The following is a 16,101-nucleotide window of genomic DNA, read 5'->3' as shown; positions in this document are numbered from 1 at the left end:
GAGACCTTGAAGACGAAGCGCTGAGAAGCCTGACTGGTGGGGCCGGTGACCCACTTCCCCACCCGGCGCTTCGCGCCTGCCCTCCCCAATTCGGGGAGGGACGGCGACTGCGTCGCCGGGGTTTAGGACTTCACCCCCAGCGCCTCGAGCGCCTCGGCCCGCACCCCCTTGTAGTCGACCTTGCCGTTCGGGGCCCGCACCACGGGGGCCAGGACCAAGGCCCGCGGCGCCTTGTAGTCGGCCAGCCTGCCCTTCAGGTGGGCGGTGAAATCGGCCAGGGTCAGCGCCACCCCCTCCCGCACATCGACCATGGCGCAGATCTTCTCCCCGAACCGCGGGTCCGGAATCCCCACCACCACGGCGTCCCTGACGTCCGGGTGCAGCTTCAGCGCCTCCTCGACCTCCTCGGGGAAGACCTTCTCGCCGCCGGTATTGATCACCTGCGAGCCGCGTCCGAGCAGCTTCATCGTCCCGTCGGCGTTGACCTCGGCGAAGTCGCCCGGCAGCGACCAGCGCCGGCCCTCATACTCGCGGAAGGTCTTGGCCGACTTCTCGGGGTCCTTGTAGTAGCCGACCGGAATGAAGCCGCCGACCGCCACCAGCCCGCGCTCGCCGGAGCCGGGCTCGACCCGCGTGCCGTCCTCCTTGAACACCGCCGAATTGGGCCCGACCAGGAACTGCGCCGTCCCGGCCTCCGCCCCCTTCACCGACTGCGAACCGCCCAGGCCCACCGCCTCCGACGAGCCCAGCGAATCGAAGATCACGCAGCCTTCCGGCAGATGGCCGAGCAGCGCCTGCTTGTTCTCGAAGGACCACACCGTCCCCGAGGAGCCCAGCCGCTGCACCTTCGACAGGTCCCAGCGTCCCGGACTGGCGTTCAGCGCATCCAGCATCGGCGCCGCGAAGGCCATGCCGACGATCGAGACGCTGTTGGCCCCGGTCCGCTCGACCTCGTTCCACAGCTCGACCGGATCGAACCGCCTGGACGGCAGGCTGACGATGCAGCCGCCGCCGGTCATGGCCCCGAAGCTGCCGAACTGGGCCGTGCCGTGCATCAGCGGACAGGCCACCACCACCACGGATGGCGGCGGCAGGACGATGTCGCCGGCCTTGCCACTGGTCACCCGCACCGCCGCCTCGGCGGCGTTTTCCAGCGGCGGGATGCCGGCCGCGACGTTGCCGCCCGCGCCCAGCACCTGGAACAGGTCGTCCTGGCGCCACATCACCCCCTTGGGCATACCGGTGGTGCCGCCGGTGTAGAGCAGCAGCAGGTCGTCGCCCGAGCGGCCCCAGGGCGCGACGAAGCGGTCGGCGCCGGCCGCGACGACGCTCTCGTACTCGTCGGCCCAGTCCGGGATCGCCGCTCCCGGCTCGGCCACCGCCACCCAGGCCTTCACGCCCGGCAACCGGTCCTTGATGACCGCCAGCTTGTCGGCGAACCCGGCGTGGAAGACGATCGCCTCGGTGTCGGCGTTGTCGAACAGGTAGAACAGCTCTTCCGGCTCATACCGGTAGTTGGTGTTGACCGGCGCCAGGCCCGCCTTGAAGGCCGCGTAATAGGTCTCGAGATACTCCGGCGCATTGTAGAGGAAGGCGGCCACCTTGGCCTGGTGGCCCAGGCCCTTGCCGACGAAATGCGCCGCCAGGGCGTTGGCCCGCCGGTCGAAGCCGCGCCAGCTGACCACCCGGTCGCCCTGGATCTGGGCCGGCCGCTCCGGAGTCGCCGCGGCGATCTCTTCCCACACGTCCGCGAAGGTCCAGCCGGCCATGTCGTCACTCCCTCAAACACTTGTTTTGAGGAGAGTTAGGAGGCTTCCCCTAGGTCCTGTCAACGCGCCGAAGCGAGATCGGCCAGCCAGGTCTTCAGGCTGCTGTCGAAGCCGAACACGAAGCGGCCCAGCGCCCGGAAGGCGAGGTTGTCGACGAAGCCGTGCTCGCTGACCCGCACCCTGGCGCCGGCCCCCTCCGGCGTCAGTTCGATCAGCCAGTAACCGCCGTACGGCAGTCCCTCGGTCAGGATCGTTGTGCGCCAGCGCCGGCCCGGCGCCTCGACATCGAGGGCGTAGTCGACCTTGTCGCCCTGGCTGGTTTCCCGCCACAGCACCCGTTCGCCCTCGCGCCGGACCTGATCGATGAGCACGCCCTTGCGCCAGGCGGGATAGCCGGCCGGATCGGCGATGCGGGCAGCCACGACCTCCGGCGGCGCCTCGATCAGCGTCTCGCCCGTCGCCAGATGCTCGCGCGGCAGCAAGGCGGCGGTCAGCAGCACGCCGCCAACCAGGAGCGCCAGAACCCCGATCAGTCCCAGAACGATCTTCAGAACCATCTCACCCCTCCCGATACCGCCGCGCCGCCTTCGCCAGCAGCGCCAGCCCCTCGACGGCCCGCGCCCGATCCGCCGGCCCCAGCAGGGCCAGCACCCCGGCCACCCGGCCGGCGTCCAGCACCGAATCCTCGGCCAGCGCCGCCCGGCCCGCCCCGGTCAGCCGCACCCGCCGCCGGCGCGCGTCGTCCGACGGCGCGTCCTCGATCAGCCCGAGCCCGGCCAGCCGCTTGAGCGTCGCCGACAGCGACGAGGCCGCCACCCCCAGATGCCGCGCCAGCTCCCCCGCCCCGATGCCCTCGGCGACATCGATATGGCTCAGCACCCCCGCCTCGCGGCCGGTCAGGCCATGGGCCGAGCGCTCACGGGTGCGATGCTCCTCGTGGCAGGCGAAGTAGATCTGCGGATAGGCGCGCAGGATGGCGAAGACGTCGGGGTCCATGCGGCGAAGCTGGACCGGACGACATCGTTCGTCAAAACGAAGGATTCGATCCATCGGCCCGGGGGTTCGCGAACGGATGAATATGTCTAGACATATTCGTTTTGGGCTTCGTTGAGCCGGGCGTTGCGACGATCGTCGCAAAACCCGCCGATGTGGGTCCGTCGCTCACAAACTGGCCCACATCCGGCAACAGGCGACCTACCGTCCGACTACGCTCTGGCCCACATCGGCCGCGCCTCGACCAACAGCCCGGGCACAGTTCCGCCAATGATTTCAACGGCCAGAGCGCCGCGCCGGCCCTTGCCGCCGGGAAGCGCGGTATAATAGTGGGCCGCTTCGATAGGCCCGCCAGGAAGGAGACTCGCCCGGAGCCGAAGATCGACCGGCCCTAGTGGTGGCTCATCGCCGTCGGCGCCGGCCCGCCGGCCCGCACGTCGAAGGGCACGGTCACCGATCCCGCCTTCTCGAACTTCAGCGTCACCGCCACCGTCTCCCCGACCTTCAGCGGCTTCTTCAGCCCGATCAGCATCAGGTGGTAGCTTTCGGGCTTGAGGGCGACGGTCTTGCCGGCCGGCAGGTCGATGCCGCGCGGGCGGGGATGCATCATCGCCTTGCCGCCCATCACCATGCTCTCGTGGATCTCGACCCGGCCGGCGACCGGCGTCGAGGCGGAAACCAGCCGGTCGGCCTTGCCGCCGTTGGCCAGCACCACATAGCCGACCCCGTTGCCGCCGGCCGGGGCCGGGCGCGACCAGGCGCCGGAGATATCGATGGCTCCGGCCTTGGCGGCAAAGGCGCCGGTGGCCAGCAGGGAGGCGGCGGCGGCGAGGATCAGGGTGCGGCGGATCATGGTTGAGTCTCCTGCGGCGTCAGCCGGTCCGGGCGAGATTTCGCAAAGCCTCTACGACCCGGGCGTGAGGTTCGCCATAGCCAATCGGCGCGACGAAACGGCCCTTGCGGTCGAACAGGTAGACCGCCGAGGAGTGATCGACCGTGTAGTCGCCGCCCTCGGTCGGGATCTTCTTGTAGTAGACCCTATAGGCCTTGGCCGCCCTGGCGATCGCTTCGGGCGTGCCGGTGTAGCCCACGATCCGCCGGTCGAAGTTGCTCAGGTACAGCCGCATCTGCTCGGGCGTGTCGCGCTCGGGATCGACCGAGACGAAGACGACATTGAGCCGGTCGGCGTCCTTGCCCAGCGCCTTCATCGCCGCCGTCAGCTCGGTCAGTGTCGTCGGGCAGACCTCGGGACAGTAGGTGAAGCCGAAGAAGATCGCCGTCGGCTTTCCGAGCAGCGAGGCCTCGGTCACCGGCCGGCCCGTCATGTCGGTCAGGGCGAAGGGGCCGCCGAGGGTGGCCGGCTGCAGTTTGGGCGGGCTGTTGGTGACGTAGAGCGCAAGCCCGCCGACCGCCACCCAGCTGACCAGGACCGCCAGCCAGAGGATCCGCCGGCGCATCAGTGATGCTCCATCCCGCCCATCGCCGCGCCGACCTGGCGGATCGGCGCCGACAGGGTCAGGGGCTCGGCCTTGGCGAACCTGAGGGTCAGGGGCACGCTGCCGCCCGCCGCCAGGGTGGCCTTGGGGGCGATGATCATCAGGTGCATGCCGCCCGGCTTCAGGGCCACGGCCTCGCCGGCCGGCAGGTCGATACCGTCCTTCAGGGGGCGCATGCGCATGACGCCGCCGTCCATCTCCATGGTGTGGATCTCGCCATGGTCGGCGGCGGTGGTCTCGACCGCCACCAGGCGGTCGTTGGCCGAGGCGGTCAGGGTGACGTAACAGCCGCCGGCCGGCGCCCCGACCGGGGCGGCGCGGCACCAGAGGTCGGCGACGGTGACCTTCGAGGGGCCGGCCGGGGCTGAACAGGCGGCCAGGGCGGCGATGGCGATGAGGGGCAGGGTCTGACGGATCATGCTTGAATCTCCCGATGTTTGCGAAGCGCCGAGGCGGCGGCGCGGCCGATGAAGTCGAGGGCAAGGACGGCGAGCAGAGAGGCGCCGACCAGCGGATAGAGGAGGGCCAGGGGAACGACGACGGCGCTTAGGGCCCAGTAGACGCGGGCGTCGGTCGGGCGGGCCGGGGCCGCCAGGCGACCGGTCGGCCGGCGCTTCCACCACATGACGATACCCGAGATGGCCAGCAGCCAGATGGCGATGCAGCCGGCCAGCATGACCAGCTTGTTGATCAGGCCGAACTGCTGGCCCTGGTGAACGGCGATGCCCCATTCGATGGCCTGGGCGGCGGGGCCGAAGCGGTCATAGCCGATGTCGGCCAGGACCTTGCCGTCGCCGGGGTCGAGATAGAGAGTTCTGGTCGCCTCGACCCGATCCGGCATGTAGGCGGCCGACCAGGCCTTTCCCGGCTCGCGCGGCGGCGACAGCACATAGGGCCGGCCAAGGCCGCTGGCCTCGACCTTGGCCACGGCGGCGTCCAGCGTCAGCCCGGCCGACGCGAGGTGGAGGGGGGCGTGGTGACCGGCGTGCATGTCGCCCTCCTGCAGGGCCCAGGGCACGCCCTCGGCCGGCTTGTGGTCCGGGCCATGGCTCCAGGCCGCGGCGCTGGCCGGCGCCTTGGGGCGGCCCCAGCCGGCTTCGTTGGTCAGCTTGCGGACCTGATCGCCCCAGATCGCCGACCAGGGCATGCCGGTGACCGCCAGGAAGACGATAACCAGGCCCGCGAAAACGCCGGTGACGGCGTGCAGGTCTCGCCAGAAGACCCGCTGTTTCGGGGCGCCGCGCACGCTGACCACCCCGCCCTTGCGGCCGCGCGGCCACCAGAGGAACAGGCCCGTGGCGGCCAGCACGATGGCCCAGCCGGCGGCGATCTCGACGGCGATGTTGGCGACCGGCCCGGCGATCTCAAGGCTGTGCAGCCGCTTGACCAGATGCATGATCCCGCCGTCGGCGATGTCGCCCAGCACGCGGGCGTCGTGCGGATCGACATAGACGGCCCGGCGCTCACCGCCGGGGTCCGGCTCGACGATCACCCGGGCCGAGAGCCCCGGGCGGGCCGGCGGCGTCAGCTGCATCACCCGGCCGGGAACGGCTGCCTTGGCGGCGTCGGCCCAGGCCTGCGGCGCGGTGGCGATCGGCCGCTCCGGCGTGGTCAGCAGCTTGCGGTAGAGGAGGCCGTCGAGTTCCGGCTGGAAGAGATAGAGGCCGCCGGTCAGGGCCATCAGCATCAGCACCGGCAGGATCAGCAGCCCGGCGTAGAAGTGCCAGCGCCAGAAGGCCCGGTAGATCAGGCCGGGCGGCGGTCCGCCGGCGTCGGTGTCGAGGGTGGTCATGGGGTCGCTCCACGGGGCGACGGCGAACCGCCGCCCCGGTTCGAGAGATCAGAACGAGGCGGTGACGCCGACGAACAGGCTGCGGCCGTCACCCGGCCACAGCAGCGCCGAACCCGCCGTCCAGGTCGTCGCCGCCTGGACGTTGGAGACGTAGGCCTCGTCGGTCAGGTTGCGGGCGTCCGCGAACAGCGACAGCCGGTCATTGACCTTCCAGCCGGCCCCGAGGTTGAGGATGGCGTAGGAGGGCGCCTTGCGGGTGTTCTTGTAGTCCAGCCAGATATCCGAGGCCGACCACTCGACTGACGGCGCCAGGAACCAGCCGGCCGCATTCTCGTAGCGCAGCTCGGCCCGGTAAAAGTGCTGCGGGGCGATGGGCAGGCGGTTGTCGCCGTACTGCACGTCGCCGTCGAAGGTGAAGTCCGACCAGGTGTAGGTCTGGCGCAGACGCCAGCCCGGCGCGAACCGCCAGTCGACCGCCGCCTCGACGCCCTGGTGGATGGTCTTGTCGGCGTTGAAGGTCGAGGCCGGGATGCCCGGCGCGACCGTGTACTGCAGCATCTCGCCGTCCAGCTGGGCGCGGTAGGCGGTGACGTCCCAGGTGAAGGCGCCGACCCGGCCCCGGGCGCCGACCTCGCCGGTCCAGGCTTCCTGCGCCTCGACGGGTGCGAAGCCGGTGTTGGTCGGCGACATCGAGCCGAAGTTCGGCGGCTCGACCGACTTGGTGATGTTGGCGAACAGCTGCGTGCCGTCCTCGCTTTCCCAGAGCAGGCCGAAGCGCGGCGCGAACCACTCATAGTCCTTGCCGGCCTTCAGGTTGAAGGTCCCGCCGACGCCCGGCAGCGCGAAGCTCTCGTAGTCGCGGCCGGCGGTTCCCCAGGTGGCCCCGGCGATGATGGCCAGGCTGTCGGTGACGAACAGCCGCCCCTCGGCGAAGACGTCCGTCGCGTCGGCGTTCTGCAGGGTGCGCGAGCGCGGCGCGCCCCGGGCCGTGCCGAGGTTCGCATAGAAGTTGGAGTCCAGGTCGCCCTTGCGCAGCCACAGGCCGGCGTAGGCGTCGGCCCGCATACCGCCGATCTGCCCCTCCCAGTTCAGGCGGGTGAACAGGCCGTAGTTGCGGCTCTGCTGGTCGATGACCTGGAAGATCGGGTGGTCGAGATCCTTCCACACCGCATAGACCGCGCCCTCGAGCAGCAGGCCGTCACCCAGCCGCCAGGTCGTCCGCAGCGAACCGCGCAGGCCGCGCGAATTGCGCTGGTAGTCGAGGTTGTAGTTGCCGGCCGCGATCTGACGGGGATTGGCCTCGAACTGCGCCTCGGTCAGCGCGCCGGGGATTTCCTGGTTGATGTTCGAGCCATTGATGATCAGCCGCACCTCGCGCGCCTCGCCGAAGCTCCGGCCGACGTTGAGCGAAGCGAACTGAAGGTTCTGCTGGCTCTGCGAGCGCCAGCCCTGGCCGGTCTGGTTGGTGACAGCGGCATAGCCGTCCCAGTCGCCGAACTGGCGGGCCACGGCGACGTTCTCGCGCAGCAGCCCGAAGCTGCCGCCGTCGACGCGGACCTGGTTTTCGAAGCCGGCGTCCTTGCCGGTCGGGGTGACCATGTTGATGGCCCCGCCCAGCAGGGCGCCGCCGAAGCGCAGGGCGTTGCCGCCGCGATAGACCTCGACATAACGGGTGGTCAGAGGATCGGCGATCTGGCTGTCGCCATAGCCGTCGGCCTCGTTCAGCGGCACCCCGTCCTGGGCGATCAGCAGGCCGCGGTTGTGGTTGGCGTTGCCGATGCCCGAGCCCCGGATGGAGATGCGGATGTCGCCGCCCCACTTCTTCTGGGCGTAGACGCCGGGCGCGTCGCGCAGGATGTCGTCGAGCGCCAGGGCCTCGCGGCTGGCGAAGGACTCCTGTGAGATGACCGACACCGCGCCGGGGGTTTTCGACAGCTTCTGGCGGGCGTCGCCGACCACCTTGGGGTCTTCCGGATCGGGCCGGGCGGTGACGATGACGCTGTCGACCAGCGTGCCGGGCTCATCGGCGGCGAAGGCGGGGACGGAGGACAGGGCGGCGGCCATGGCGGCGCCGGCGAGCAGCAGGGCGCGCGACGGCGCCAGTTGGGAAGACATTGTTCGACCTTGGAGTTTCGATGTGAAGGGTCGGGCGCGCGGCGGCGCCCGCGTGGGGACTTCAGAGATCGAAAGCGGTCGGAGGGCCTTGCGAGGGAGGACGCGGTGGCGGACGGGCAGGCTCGGGCGCGCGCCAGGCCTGGGCCCGCTCGTGGCGGACGATGGCGCTGTAGCGGACCGGCAGGCCCTCGGCCGACGGCGGGACCACGGCGGTGACCGCGGCGATGACGCAGTCATGGCACTTGAACCCCGCGAAGGGCTTGGGGGCGCTGTCGTTCGGCAGGGTGACGATCTTCTCGCCCTCGACGGTGCAGAGCACAACCGTTCGCGATCCACTGGCTTCCTGCGCCGCGACCACGGCCGGCATCAGCACCTGCGTCAGCAGGGCCAGCACCGCCAGGATAGCGGGCAGCAGGCCGATGGGTCGGCGAATTTGTCGGCGGAACGACATGGCGCAGCGCCTTATTCCCCTTCTTGGGGTTCCGCAACAACCCTCGCGCGGGTCATACTGGGCGCACACGAACAAGGAGGTTGGATGGCGGCGGAAGTTTCTCCCGGCGAGTACAAGGATGTTGTGTTGTTCCTGGCCACGGCCGGGATCGTGGTGCCGCTGTTCCGACGCTGGAACATCAGCCCGATCCTAGGCTTCCTGGGCGCGGGCATCGTGCTGGGGCCGTTTGGCCTCGGCGCCCTCAGCGACCAGTTTCCCTGGCTGTCGGCGGTCACCGTGGAGAACCCGCAGGATATATCCCAGCTCGCCGAGTTCGGCGTCGTTTTCCTCCTCTTCATGATCGGCCTGGAGCTCTCCTGGGAGCGACTGCGCCTGATGCGCCTCTACGTCTTCGGCATGGGCGGGCTGCAGGTGGCCCTGTCCGGGGCCGGCATCGCCGGCGCCGCCATGCTGTTCGGACAGCCCCCGATCGCAGCCGCCGCCATCGGCGCCGCCCTGGCGCTCAGTTCCACCGCCGTGGTCATGCCGCTGCTGGCCGAGCGCAAACGCCAGCACAGCCAGGCCGGCCGCGCCACCTTCGCGGTGCTGCTGTTCCAGGACCTCGCGGTCGCCCCGATCCTGATCACCCTCGCCGTCCTCGGCCGCCAGAACGCCTCGGGGGACGACAGCGCCTTTGTGCTCAAGGACCTTCTGGCCTTCGCCCCGGCGGTTGTCGGCCTCCTGGCCCTGTTCGTCATCGGCCGGGTGCTGCTGCGGCCGATGCTGCGCTCGGTGGCCAAGGCCAAGAGCGAGGAGCTGTTCATGGCCGCCAGCCTTCTGGTGGTCATCGGGGCCGGCCTGCTGGCCGCCCTGACCGGCCTGTCGATGGCGCTGGGGGCCTTCGTCGCCGGCCTGTTGCTGGCCGAGACCGAATACCGCCACGAGGTCGAGCGGACGATCGAGCCGTTCAAGGGCCTCCTGCTCGGCCTGTTCTTCGTCTCCATCGGCATCGGCCTCGACCTCTCCAAGCTGATCGCCGACCCGCTGCCGATCCTTGGCATGGCGTTCGGCCTGATGGCCTTGACCGGGTCTGTGGTCTTCGGGCTGGCCAGGCTGTTCGGCCTGAAGACCAGGCCGGCGCTGGAGGCGGCGCTGCTGCTGGCGGCCGGGGGCGAGTTCGCCTTCGTCATCCTCGACAGCGCCATGAACGCCGGCGTCGTCGGCGAGACCGCTGGCCAGACCATCCTGGTCGCCTCGACCCTGTCGATGATCTGCATCCCCTTCCTGGCGACCTTCGGCGCCAAGCTGGGCGGCCGCCCCGGGGCCGACCCCGGATCGGTCGCGGTCGAACCCGACAACGAGCGGGCCGATTCGGGTGTGCTGGTGATCGGTTACGGCCGGGTTGGCCGCCTGGTCAGCGACATGCTCGGCCGCCACGACATTCCCTGGGTCGGAATCGACCGGGATCCGCGCCTGGTCGAGAGCGGCAGGCGCTCCGGCGCCCGGATTTTCTACGGCGACGCCTCCCGCGCTGAGTTTCTCAAACACTGTGGCCTGGATACCGCCCGCGCCTTGATCATCACCATGGACAGCCCCGAAGGCGCCGAAGCCGTGGTCGCCACGGCGCGCGAACTGCGCCCCGAACTGACGATCGTCGCCCGGGCTCGCGACGCGCGCCACGCCAAGCGACTCTACGATCTGGGCGCCACGGACGCCGTTCCGGAGACGATTGAGGCCTCTTTGCAGCTTTCCGAGGCTGCTTTGGTCGATATCGGAATTCCGATGGGCCTGGTCATCGCCTCCATCCACGAACGCCGGGACGAGTTCCGAAAGGAGCTCAACCGCCCGGAATCACTGGGCGGGCGGCGGCGAATGCGGGATGCGCGCTGAGCAAAATCCGCAACCGCCGCCCGATTAATTCGCCCGAAAGGGGATCGTGGCAGAAAAATGAAGGCCTGTGTGGCTTCGCGGGCACTTTGCGCGGCGCAAGGCGTTGCTATAACTGGGAATGAAGCGACCTCGTGTCGCATCGTGGGCAAGAGAGGGCTCTTTCTATGAAACTCAAGCTTCTGGCGGGTGCGGCTCTTGCTGCGACGCTCGTGGCGTCCGGCGCCTCGGCGCAGGATTCCGGTTGGTACGGCGCTGTCGACCTCGGCTACCACTGGTCGGACGACACCAACTACGACTCCGCGCTGGGTTCGATCAACGTGGATCCGGACGACAGCTGGATGGGCGCGGCCCGTCTCGGCTACCGCCTGTCGCCGCATTGGCGCGTCGAACTCGAAGGCGCCTATCGTCCGGGTGAAATCCCGGCTGGCGGCTTCTTCACCGGTGGCGACTTCGAAGTCTGGTCGCTGATGGGCAACGTTATCGTTGACCTGATCCCGGATGGCGATCTCAGCCCGTTCGTCGGCGTTGGCGCCGGTATCGCCGGGGCGCAAGCCGACGCGACCGTTCCGCCGTTCCTCGTCGTCGACGACAGCGACGCTGTCTGGGCCTGGCAGGCCATCGCCGGCGTCACCGCCAAGGCGACCGACCAGATCAACGTCGATCTGACCTACCGCTACTTCCAGACCGACGACTTCGAGTTCGAGAACCCCGGCACGGCTGGTCCGCTCTCGGGCAAGTTCAACGACCAGTCGGTGACGGTCGGCATCCGGTACAGCTTCGCTGGCCCGCCGCCGCCCCCGCCGCCGCCGGTGGTTGAGCCCCCGCCGCCCCCGCCGCCTCCGCCCCCGCCGGAACCGCCGCCCCCGCCGCCGCCTCCGCAGTACGAAGCGCGCGAGTTCATCGTCTACTTCCCGTTCGATCAATCGATCCTGACGCCGGAAGCCCAGACGGTGGTTTCGGAAGCGGCCCAGTACGCCCAGGCCGGTAACGCCACCCGCATCGTGGTTGTCGGTCACGCCGACACCTCCGGTTCGGCCAAGTACAACGTCGGCCTGTCCCAACGCCGCTCGAAGGCCGTCGCTGACGCCCTCGTCGGTCTGGGTGTGAACAGCGGTGTGCTGTCGGTCGACTGGAAGGGTGAAGCCGAGCCCGCCGTCGCCACCGGCGACGGGGTGAAGGAACCCCTGAACCGCCGCTCGACGATCTCGATCAACTTCTGATCCTGATCTCCAGCGACAACGCTTAAGCGAAGGCCCCGGAGGAAACTCCGGGGCCTTTTGCTATGGGCGGTGAGGAGAGCGCGACCTCCCTCCCCGAATTGGGGAGGGAGGCTCCTACCCCGCCACCAGCACCCAGACCCCGACCGCCGCGAAGCCCGCCGCCGCCACCCAGCGAATCACCTTCATCGGAATCTTCGTGGCCGCCACCTCGCCCAGCAGCACCGCCGGCGTATTGGCGATCATCATGCCCAGGGTGGTGCCGGCGGCGACCAGCGGCACATTGTGGAACTGGGCGCCCAGCGCCACCGTCGCCACCTGCGTCTTGTCGCCCATCTCCACCAGGAAGAAGGCCACCGCCGTGGTCAGGAAGATCGAGCCCGCCTTCAGGGCCGGGGGGGCCTCGCTATCGTCCAGCTTGTCCGGGATCAGCGCCCAGGCCGCGAAGCCGAGGAAGGCCAGGCCCAGCACCCACTTCATCCAGGGTCCCGATAGCAGTCCGGCCGCCAGCTCGCCAACCAGGGCGGCCAGGGCGTGGTTGACCAAGGTCGCGACCAGGATGCCCAGCAGGATGGGAACCGGCCGGCGGAATCGCGCCGCCAGCAATATGGCCAGCAGCATGGTCTTGTCGCCGATCTCGGCGATGGCCACGAGGCCCGTTGAGACGAAGAAGGCTTCCATCGATGAATATCCCGGGCGGGGCCGACAAGACGAACCAATGGCTTCCCGCGCCGAAGACCCCGCATGGTCCAGCGCGAAAGCCAAAGGTCTCGCCAGGCCTCTTCGAGGCTAACGCCGCCATGGGGCGAACCCCAAGTCTGTTGACGGCGCTCCCGCTGGATATGCGGGCGGCTACTCCCCAGTGACGGGTGTCAGATAGACCCCTGCCTCGTCGGGATCAAGCCCAGGGTCCGGTCTTGCGGCGATCACGGGTGGTCGGGACGGCCGTGGCGCGACGCGCCTCGACCAGCGGCGCCGGCGCGGTGCCGCCCAGCCCGGCCAGCCTGCGCAACGCCTCGATGCGGTTGCGGGTGTCGGGGTGGGTCGAGAACAGGTTGTCGGCCCCGTGGCCCGACAAGGGATTGATGATGAACATCTGGGCCGTGGCCGGATTGCGCTCGGCGGTGACATTGGGCTCGCGATGGGCCCAGCCGTCGATCTTGGCCAGGGCGCTGGCCAGCGCATCCGGATCGCCGCTGATCTCGGCCCCGCCCTTGTCGGCCTCGTACTCGCGGCCCCTCGATATCGCCATCTGCACCAGGGCCGCGGCGATGGGCGCCAGGATGGCCAGGGCGATGGTCCCGATCAGGCCCGCCGGCCGGTCCCGGTCGCCGCCGAAGAACAGGCCGATGTTGGCCAGGGCCGACACCGCCCCGGCGATGGTGGCGGTGACGGTCATGGTCAGGGTGTCGCGGTTGCGCACATGGGCCAGTTCATGGGCCATGACGCCGCGGATTTCGCGCCGGTCGAGCATGCGCAGCAGTCCGACGGTGGCGGCCACGGCGGCATTCTCGGGGTTGCGCCCGGTGGCGAAGGCGTTCGGCTGCTCGCCCTCGATGATATAGATTTTGGGGCGCGGCAGACCGGCGCTCTGCGCCATCTCCAGCACGTCGCCGACATAGGTGCGGATCAGCGGCTCCGGGTGGCTCTCGTCGACCTCGACCGCACCGTACAGGCGCAGGACGATCTTGTCGGCGTTCCAGTAGCTGAACAGGTTCATGCCGCCGGCCAGGACCAGGGCGATCAGCATCCCGGTCGCTCCGCCGATGACATAGCCGGCAATCAGGAACACGGCGGTCAGGGCCGCCAGCAGCATGAAGGTGCGCAGAGAGTTGTTCATGGCCCTGATGTGGTTCGGGGCATGATGTTGTTCAAGGCGACCTGTGGCCGAACAGCGTCTCCCCTTTTTCACAAGTCGCCGCTATAAGGCGCCATGAAAAAGCAAAAAGAAGCGGTCGCCATCGTCGAGCGACTTGAACAGGAATACGACCGATCCGTCTCCTGCCTGCGTGAAAACCTCAAGGCCTTCCTCGAAGAGGGCAAGCGGCCGGACCCGTCCCTCCGCGAGAACGGCGCCTACGCCTATCCCGAGCTGCGGCTCAGCTGGTCGGGCGAAAGCGGCTATCCGGTGATCACCCGCGCCTATGCGCGGCTGTCCGATCCCGGTCACTACGCCACCACCGTCACCCGGCCGGCCATGTTCCATGACTATCTGGTCGAACAGCTGAGCCACCTGATGGAGGATTTCGACGTCGAGGTCGATGTCGGCCGCTCGACCCAGGAGATTCCCTTCCCCTACGTGCTGGACGGCGGCGACCTTTCGCTCGCCGACGCCCAGGCCAGCGAGATCGCCCGCTTCTTCCCGGCCACGGAGCTGGCCTACATCGGCGACGAGGTGGCCGACGGTCTGTGGGATCCCTTGATGGCCGAGGACCGTCCGCTGGCCCTGTTCGATGGCCTGCGCACCGACTTCTCGCTGGCCCGCCTCAAGCACTACACCGGCGCTCCGGCCGAGCATGTGCAGCAGTACATCCTGTTCACCAACTACCATCGCTACGTCGACGAGTTCGTGCGCTGGGGCTGCGAGCAGCTGAAGGAGGGCCACTACGAGGCGCTCAGCTGTTCGGGCGGCGTCTATGTCACCAAGGACACCCCCGACCCCGAGCTGGCCGTGGCCAATGGCGCCTGGCGCCGCCACCAGATGCCGGCCTATCACCTGATCGCGCCGAATGGTCAGGGCATCACCCTGGTCAACATCGGCGTCGGCCCGTCCAACGCCAAGACCATCACCGACCACCTGGCCGTCCTGCGCCCGCAGGCCTGGCTGATGATCGGCCACTGCGGGGGCTTACGCGGCTCCCAGCGGATCGGCGATTACGTGCTGGCCCACGCCTACCTGCGCGAGGACCATGTGCTGGACGCGGTTCTGTCGCCCGACATCCCGATCCCATCGATCGCCGAGGTGCAGCGCGCCCTCTACGACGCCGCCAAGCTGATCAGCGGCGACAGCGGCGAGGCGCTCAAGCGCCGCCTGCGCACCGGCACCGTGGTCACCACCGACGACCGGAACTGGGAGCTGCGCTACACCTCCAGCGCCCTGCGCTTCAACCAGAGCCGGGCCGTCGGCATCGACATGGAGAGCGCCACCATCGCCGCCCAGGGCTTCCGCTTCCGGGTGCCGTACGGGACGCTGCTCTGCGTGTCGGACAAGCCGCTGCACGGCGAGATCAAGCTGCCGGGCCAGGCCAACGCCTTCTACGAACGCGCCATCGGCCAGCACCTGCAGATCGGCATCGCCACCGTCGACCTGCTGCGCGCCGAAGGGCCACGCCTGCACAGCCGCAAGCTTCGCGCCTTCGACGAGCCGCCGTTCCGGTGATGCCACATCCTCCCCCGTTTACGGGGGAGGGGGACCGCGAAGCGGTGGAGGGGGCGAGGGCCGTGCGCAGGCCTCACCGTACTTCACCGTGCGGCTCCTTCGGAAATCGTTCTCCGTCACTCGCCCCCTCCACCACCCGCTTCGCGGGCGGTCCCCCTCCCCCGTACGCGCTCCGCGCTACGGGGGAGGATGAGCGCTCAAGCCGACAGGAACTCCACGATCGCCTTGCACAGCGCCGGCTCGGCCACCGCCGTCAGGTGGTCGCCGGGGACGCGGACGGCCTTGGCGTTGGGCATGGCCATGGCCAGCTTCTCAGGTGAGCCATTGTCGGCGTCATTCTCGCCGCAGACGATCAGGGTCGGCACATCGAGGCGCGCCAGGTCCTCGGCCGTGGTCGGCACGAAGCTGGACAGCACCCCCAGCAGGGCCTGCGGATCGAAGCCGCCGGCCTTGACGCGGGCCTGGATGTATTTGCCGGCGCGAGGGTCGCGGGCGTTCTCGCCGTTGCGGATGCTGTCCTCGAACATCGCCGCCCGGGCGCCGGCCTCCATGATGCCGCTGTCGCCCATGCCGCCCAGCGCGCAGCGGCGCGGCCGCGCGCCGCCGACCATGAAGCGCACCGCCGTGCGGGCGCCCAGGCTGTAGCCGACAAGGTCGTAGTCGGTCAGGCCCAGGTGGGCGACCAGCGCCGCCTGATCCCTGGCCAACACGTCGCCCGGCCAGAAGGCGGCGTCGTGGGGCGCCGCCGATTCGCCGTGGCCGCGCAGGTCCGGCGCAATGACCTCGAAGCCGGCTTGCGTCAGGGCCCCGGCGATCCCGGGCTCGAACCAGTTGAGTCGGGCGGTGGCGATGAAGCCGTGCAGCAACAGCACCGGCCGCCCGGCCCCCAACCGCTGAAATGCGATTCTCTGGCCGTCGAAGCTGTTGAAATACTCAGTCATGACTGCAGGTTGGCGCAAGAGACGTTGCTCGCGCAATCCCCTCTCCCGCTTGTCGGGAGAAGGGGCGGGAAGCGTTTGC

15 protein-coding genes and 1 riboswitch are annotated in these 16,101 nt (G+C 69.4%); of the genes, 3 read left to right on the top strand and 12 right to left on the bottom strand.

The annotated features are described in order from the left end of the window. Nucleotides 1–122: 122 nt before the first annotated feature. The 9 genes from O5I81_RS03765 to O5I81_RS03725 form a co-directional block, all read right to left on the bottom strand. On the bottom strand, nt 123–1,769 hold the full coding sequence (locus O5I81_RS03765) for an AMP-binding protein (RefSeq protein ID WP_271067608.1): 1,647 nt from the start codon (nt 1,767–1,769) through the stop codon (nt 123–125). Between the two features lie 59 nt (nt 1,770–1,828). Next, nucleotides 1,829–2,326: an SRPBCC family protein gene (locus tag O5I81_RS03760; protein WP_271067607.1), complete on the bottom strand. Its 498-nt coding sequence runs from the start codon at nt 2,324–2,326 to the stop codon at nt 1,829–1,831. 1 nt (nt 2,327) lies between these two features. Continuing rightward, nucleotides 2,328–2,765, bottom strand: a complete 438-nt coding sequence (locus O5I81_RS03755) for a MarR family winged helix-turn-helix transcriptional regulator (protein WP_271067606.1) — start codon at nt 2,763–2,765, stop codon at nt 2,328–2,330. A 388-nt stretch (nt 2,766–3,153) separates the two neighbouring features. Beyond that, nucleotides 3,154–3,615 (bottom strand): copper chaperone PCu(A)C, encoded by a 462-nt coding sequence (locus O5I81_RS03750; RefSeq protein WP_271067605.1) that lies wholly within the window; start codon nt 3,613–3,615, stop codon nt 3,154–3,156. A 19-nt stretch (nt 3,616–3,634) separates the two neighbouring features. Next, nucleotides 3,635–4,219, bottom strand: coding sequence for an SCO family protein (locus tag O5I81_RS03745; protein WP_271067604.1), 585 nt, complete (start codon nt 4,217–4,219; stop codon nt 3,635–3,637). Then, on the bottom strand, nt 4,219–4,677 hold the full coding sequence (locus O5I81_RS03740; protein WP_271067603.1) for a copper chaperone PCu(A)C: 459 nt from the start codon (nt 4,675–4,677) through the stop codon (nt 4,219–4,221). The genes O5I81_RS03745 and O5I81_RS03740 overlap by 1 nt, the downstream gene beginning before the upstream one ends. Continuing rightward, nucleotides 4,674–6,050, bottom strand: coding sequence for a PepSY domain-containing protein (locus O5I81_RS03735; protein WP_271067602.1), 1,377 nt, complete (start codon nt 6,048–6,050; stop codon nt 4,674–4,676). Before O5I81_RS03735 ends, O5I81_RS03740 begins: the two co-directional genes overlap by 4 nt. Before the next feature lie 48 nt (nt 6,051–6,098). Beyond that, nucleotides 6,099–8,165 (bottom strand): TonB-dependent receptor, encoded by a 2,067-nt coding sequence (locus O5I81_RS03730; RefSeq protein ID WP_271067601.1) that lies wholly within the window; start codon nt 8,163–8,165, stop codon nt 6,099–6,101. Nucleotides 8,166–8,226: 61 nt separating this feature from the next. Continuing rightward, on the bottom strand, nt 8,227–8,616 hold the full coding sequence (locus tag O5I81_RS03725) for a DUF2946 family protein (RefSeq protein ID WP_271067600.1): 390 nt from the start codon (nt 8,614–8,616) through the stop codon (nt 8,227–8,229). Between the two features lie 84 nt (nt 8,617–8,700). Between O5I81_RS03725 and O5I81_RS03720 the strand changes: the two genes are divergently transcribed. Together O5I81_RS03720 and O5I81_RS03715 are read left to right on the top strand one after the other, a co-directional pair. Next, nucleotides 8,701–10,485, top strand: a complete 1,785-nt coding sequence (locus tag O5I81_RS03720) for a cation:proton antiporter (RefSeq protein WP_271067599.1) — start codon at nt 8,701–8,703, stop codon at nt 10,483–10,485. A gap of 164 nt (nt 10,486–10,649) precedes the next feature. Beyond that, on the top strand, nt 10,650–11,705 hold the full coding sequence (locus tag O5I81_RS03715; protein WP_271067598.1) for an OmpA family protein: 1,056 nt from the start codon (nt 10,650–10,652) through the stop codon (nt 11,703–11,705). Nucleotides 11,706–11,819: 114 nt separating this feature from the next. Here the strand turns inward: O5I81_RS03715 and O5I81_RS03710 are convergent, their stop codons facing one another. Continuing rightward, nucleotides 11,820–12,383, bottom strand: a complete 564-nt coding sequence (locus O5I81_RS03710; protein ID WP_271067597.1) for a TMEM165/GDT1 family protein — start codon at nt 12,381–12,383, stop codon at nt 11,820–11,822. An 8-nt stretch (nt 12,384–12,391) separates the two neighbouring features. Then, a riboswitch (yybP-ykoY riboswitch) is annotated at nt 12,392–12,575 on the bottom strand. Nucleotides 12,576–12,600: 25 nt separating this feature from the next. Further along, nucleotides 12,601–13,542 carry a zinc metalloprotease HtpX gene (gene htpX / locus O5I81_RS03705; RefSeq protein WP_271067596.1) on the bottom strand — a complete coding sequence of 314 codons (942 nt, stop codon included), beginning with the start codon at nt 13,540–13,542 and terminating at the stop codon, nt 12,601–12,603. 93 nt (nt 13,543–13,635) lie between these two features. Here htpX and O5I81_RS03700 point away from each other — a divergent pair, with 93 nt between their 5' ends. Continuing rightward, nucleotides 13,636–15,081, top strand: a complete 1,446-nt coding sequence (locus tag O5I81_RS03700) for an AMP nucleosidase (RefSeq protein WP_271067595.1) — start codon at nt 13,636–13,638, stop codon at nt 15,079–15,081. A 197-nt stretch (nt 15,082–15,278) separates the two neighbouring features. Here O5I81_RS03700 and O5I81_RS03695 read toward each other — a convergent pair whose 3' ends face one another. After that, nucleotides 15,279–16,022 carry an alpha/beta fold hydrolase gene (locus tag O5I81_RS03695; RefSeq protein ID WP_271067594.1) on the bottom strand — a complete coding sequence of 248 codons (744 nt, stop codon included), beginning with the start codon at nt 16,020–16,022 and terminating at the stop codon, nt 15,279–15,281. Nucleotides 16,023–16,101: the final 79 nt, after the last annotated feature.

The sequence above is a fragment of the Caulobacter sp. NIBR1757 genome (genome assembly GCF_027912495.1).
GTDB lineage: Bacteria > Pseudomonadota > Alphaproteobacteria > Caulobacterales > Caulobacteraceae > Caulobacter.
Note: the sequence above shows the minus strand (reverse complement) of the source record. Positions and strands in the feature narration are given on the sequence as shown.

Coding starts and splice junctions, on each gene's coding strand:
- O5I81_RS03730 (WP_271067601.1), bottom strand. CDS start 8,165: ATGTCTTCCCAACTGGCGCCGTCGCGCGCCCTGCTGCTCGCCGGCGCC.
- O5I81_RS03745 (WP_271067604.1), bottom strand. CDS start 4,219: ATGCGCCGGCGGATCCTCTGGCTGGCGGTCCTGGTCAGCTGGGTGGCG.
- O5I81_RS03750 (WP_271067605.1), bottom strand. CDS start 3,615: ATGATCCGCCGCACCCTGATCCTCGCCGCCGCCGCCTCCCTGCTGGCC.
- O5I81_RS03740 (WP_271067603.1), bottom strand. CDS start 4,677: ATGATCCGTCAGACCCTGCCCCTCATCGCCATCGCCGCCCTGGCCGCC.
- O5I81_RS03755 (WP_271067606.1), bottom strand. CDS start 2,765: ATGGACCCCGACGTCTTCGCCATCCTGCGCGCCTATCCGCAGATCTAC.
- O5I81_RS03760 (WP_271067607.1), bottom strand. CDS start 2,326: ATGGTTCTGAAGATCGTTCTGGGACTGATCGGGGTTCTGGCGCTCCTG.
- O5I81_RS03695 (WP_271067594.1), bottom strand. CDS start 16,022: ATGACTGAGTATTTCAACAGCTTCGACGGCCAGAGAATCGCATTTCAG.
- htpX (WP_271067596.1), bottom strand. CDS start 13,542: ATGAACAACTCTCTGCGCACCTTCATGCTGCTGGCGGCCCTGACCGCC.
- O5I81_RS03710 (WP_271067597.1), bottom strand. CDS start 12,383: ATGGAAGCCTTCTTCGTCTCAACGGGCCTCGTGGCCATCGCCGAGATC.
- O5I81_RS03720 (WP_271067599.1), top strand. CDS start 8,701: ATGGCGGCGGAAGTTTCTCCCGGCGAGTACAAGGATGTTGTGTTGTTC.
- O5I81_RS03725 (WP_271067600.1), bottom strand. CDS start 8,616: ATGTCGTTCCGCCGACAAATTCGCCGACCCATCGGCCTGCTGCCCGCT.
- O5I81_RS03715 (WP_271067598.1), top strand. CDS start 10,650: ATGAAACTCAAGCTTCTGGCGGGTGCGGCTCTTGCTGCGACGCTCGTG.
- O5I81_RS03765 (WP_271067608.1), bottom strand. CDS start 1,769: ATGGCCGGCTGGACCTTCGCGGACGTGTGGGAAGAGATCGCCGCGGCG.
- O5I81_RS03700 (WP_271067595.1), top strand. CDS start 13,636: ATGAAAAAGCAAAAAGAAGCGGTCGCCATCGTCGAGCGACTTGAACAG.
- O5I81_RS03735 (WP_271067602.1), bottom strand. CDS start 6,050: ATGACCACCCTCGACACCGACGCCGGCGGACCGCCGCCCGGCCTGATC.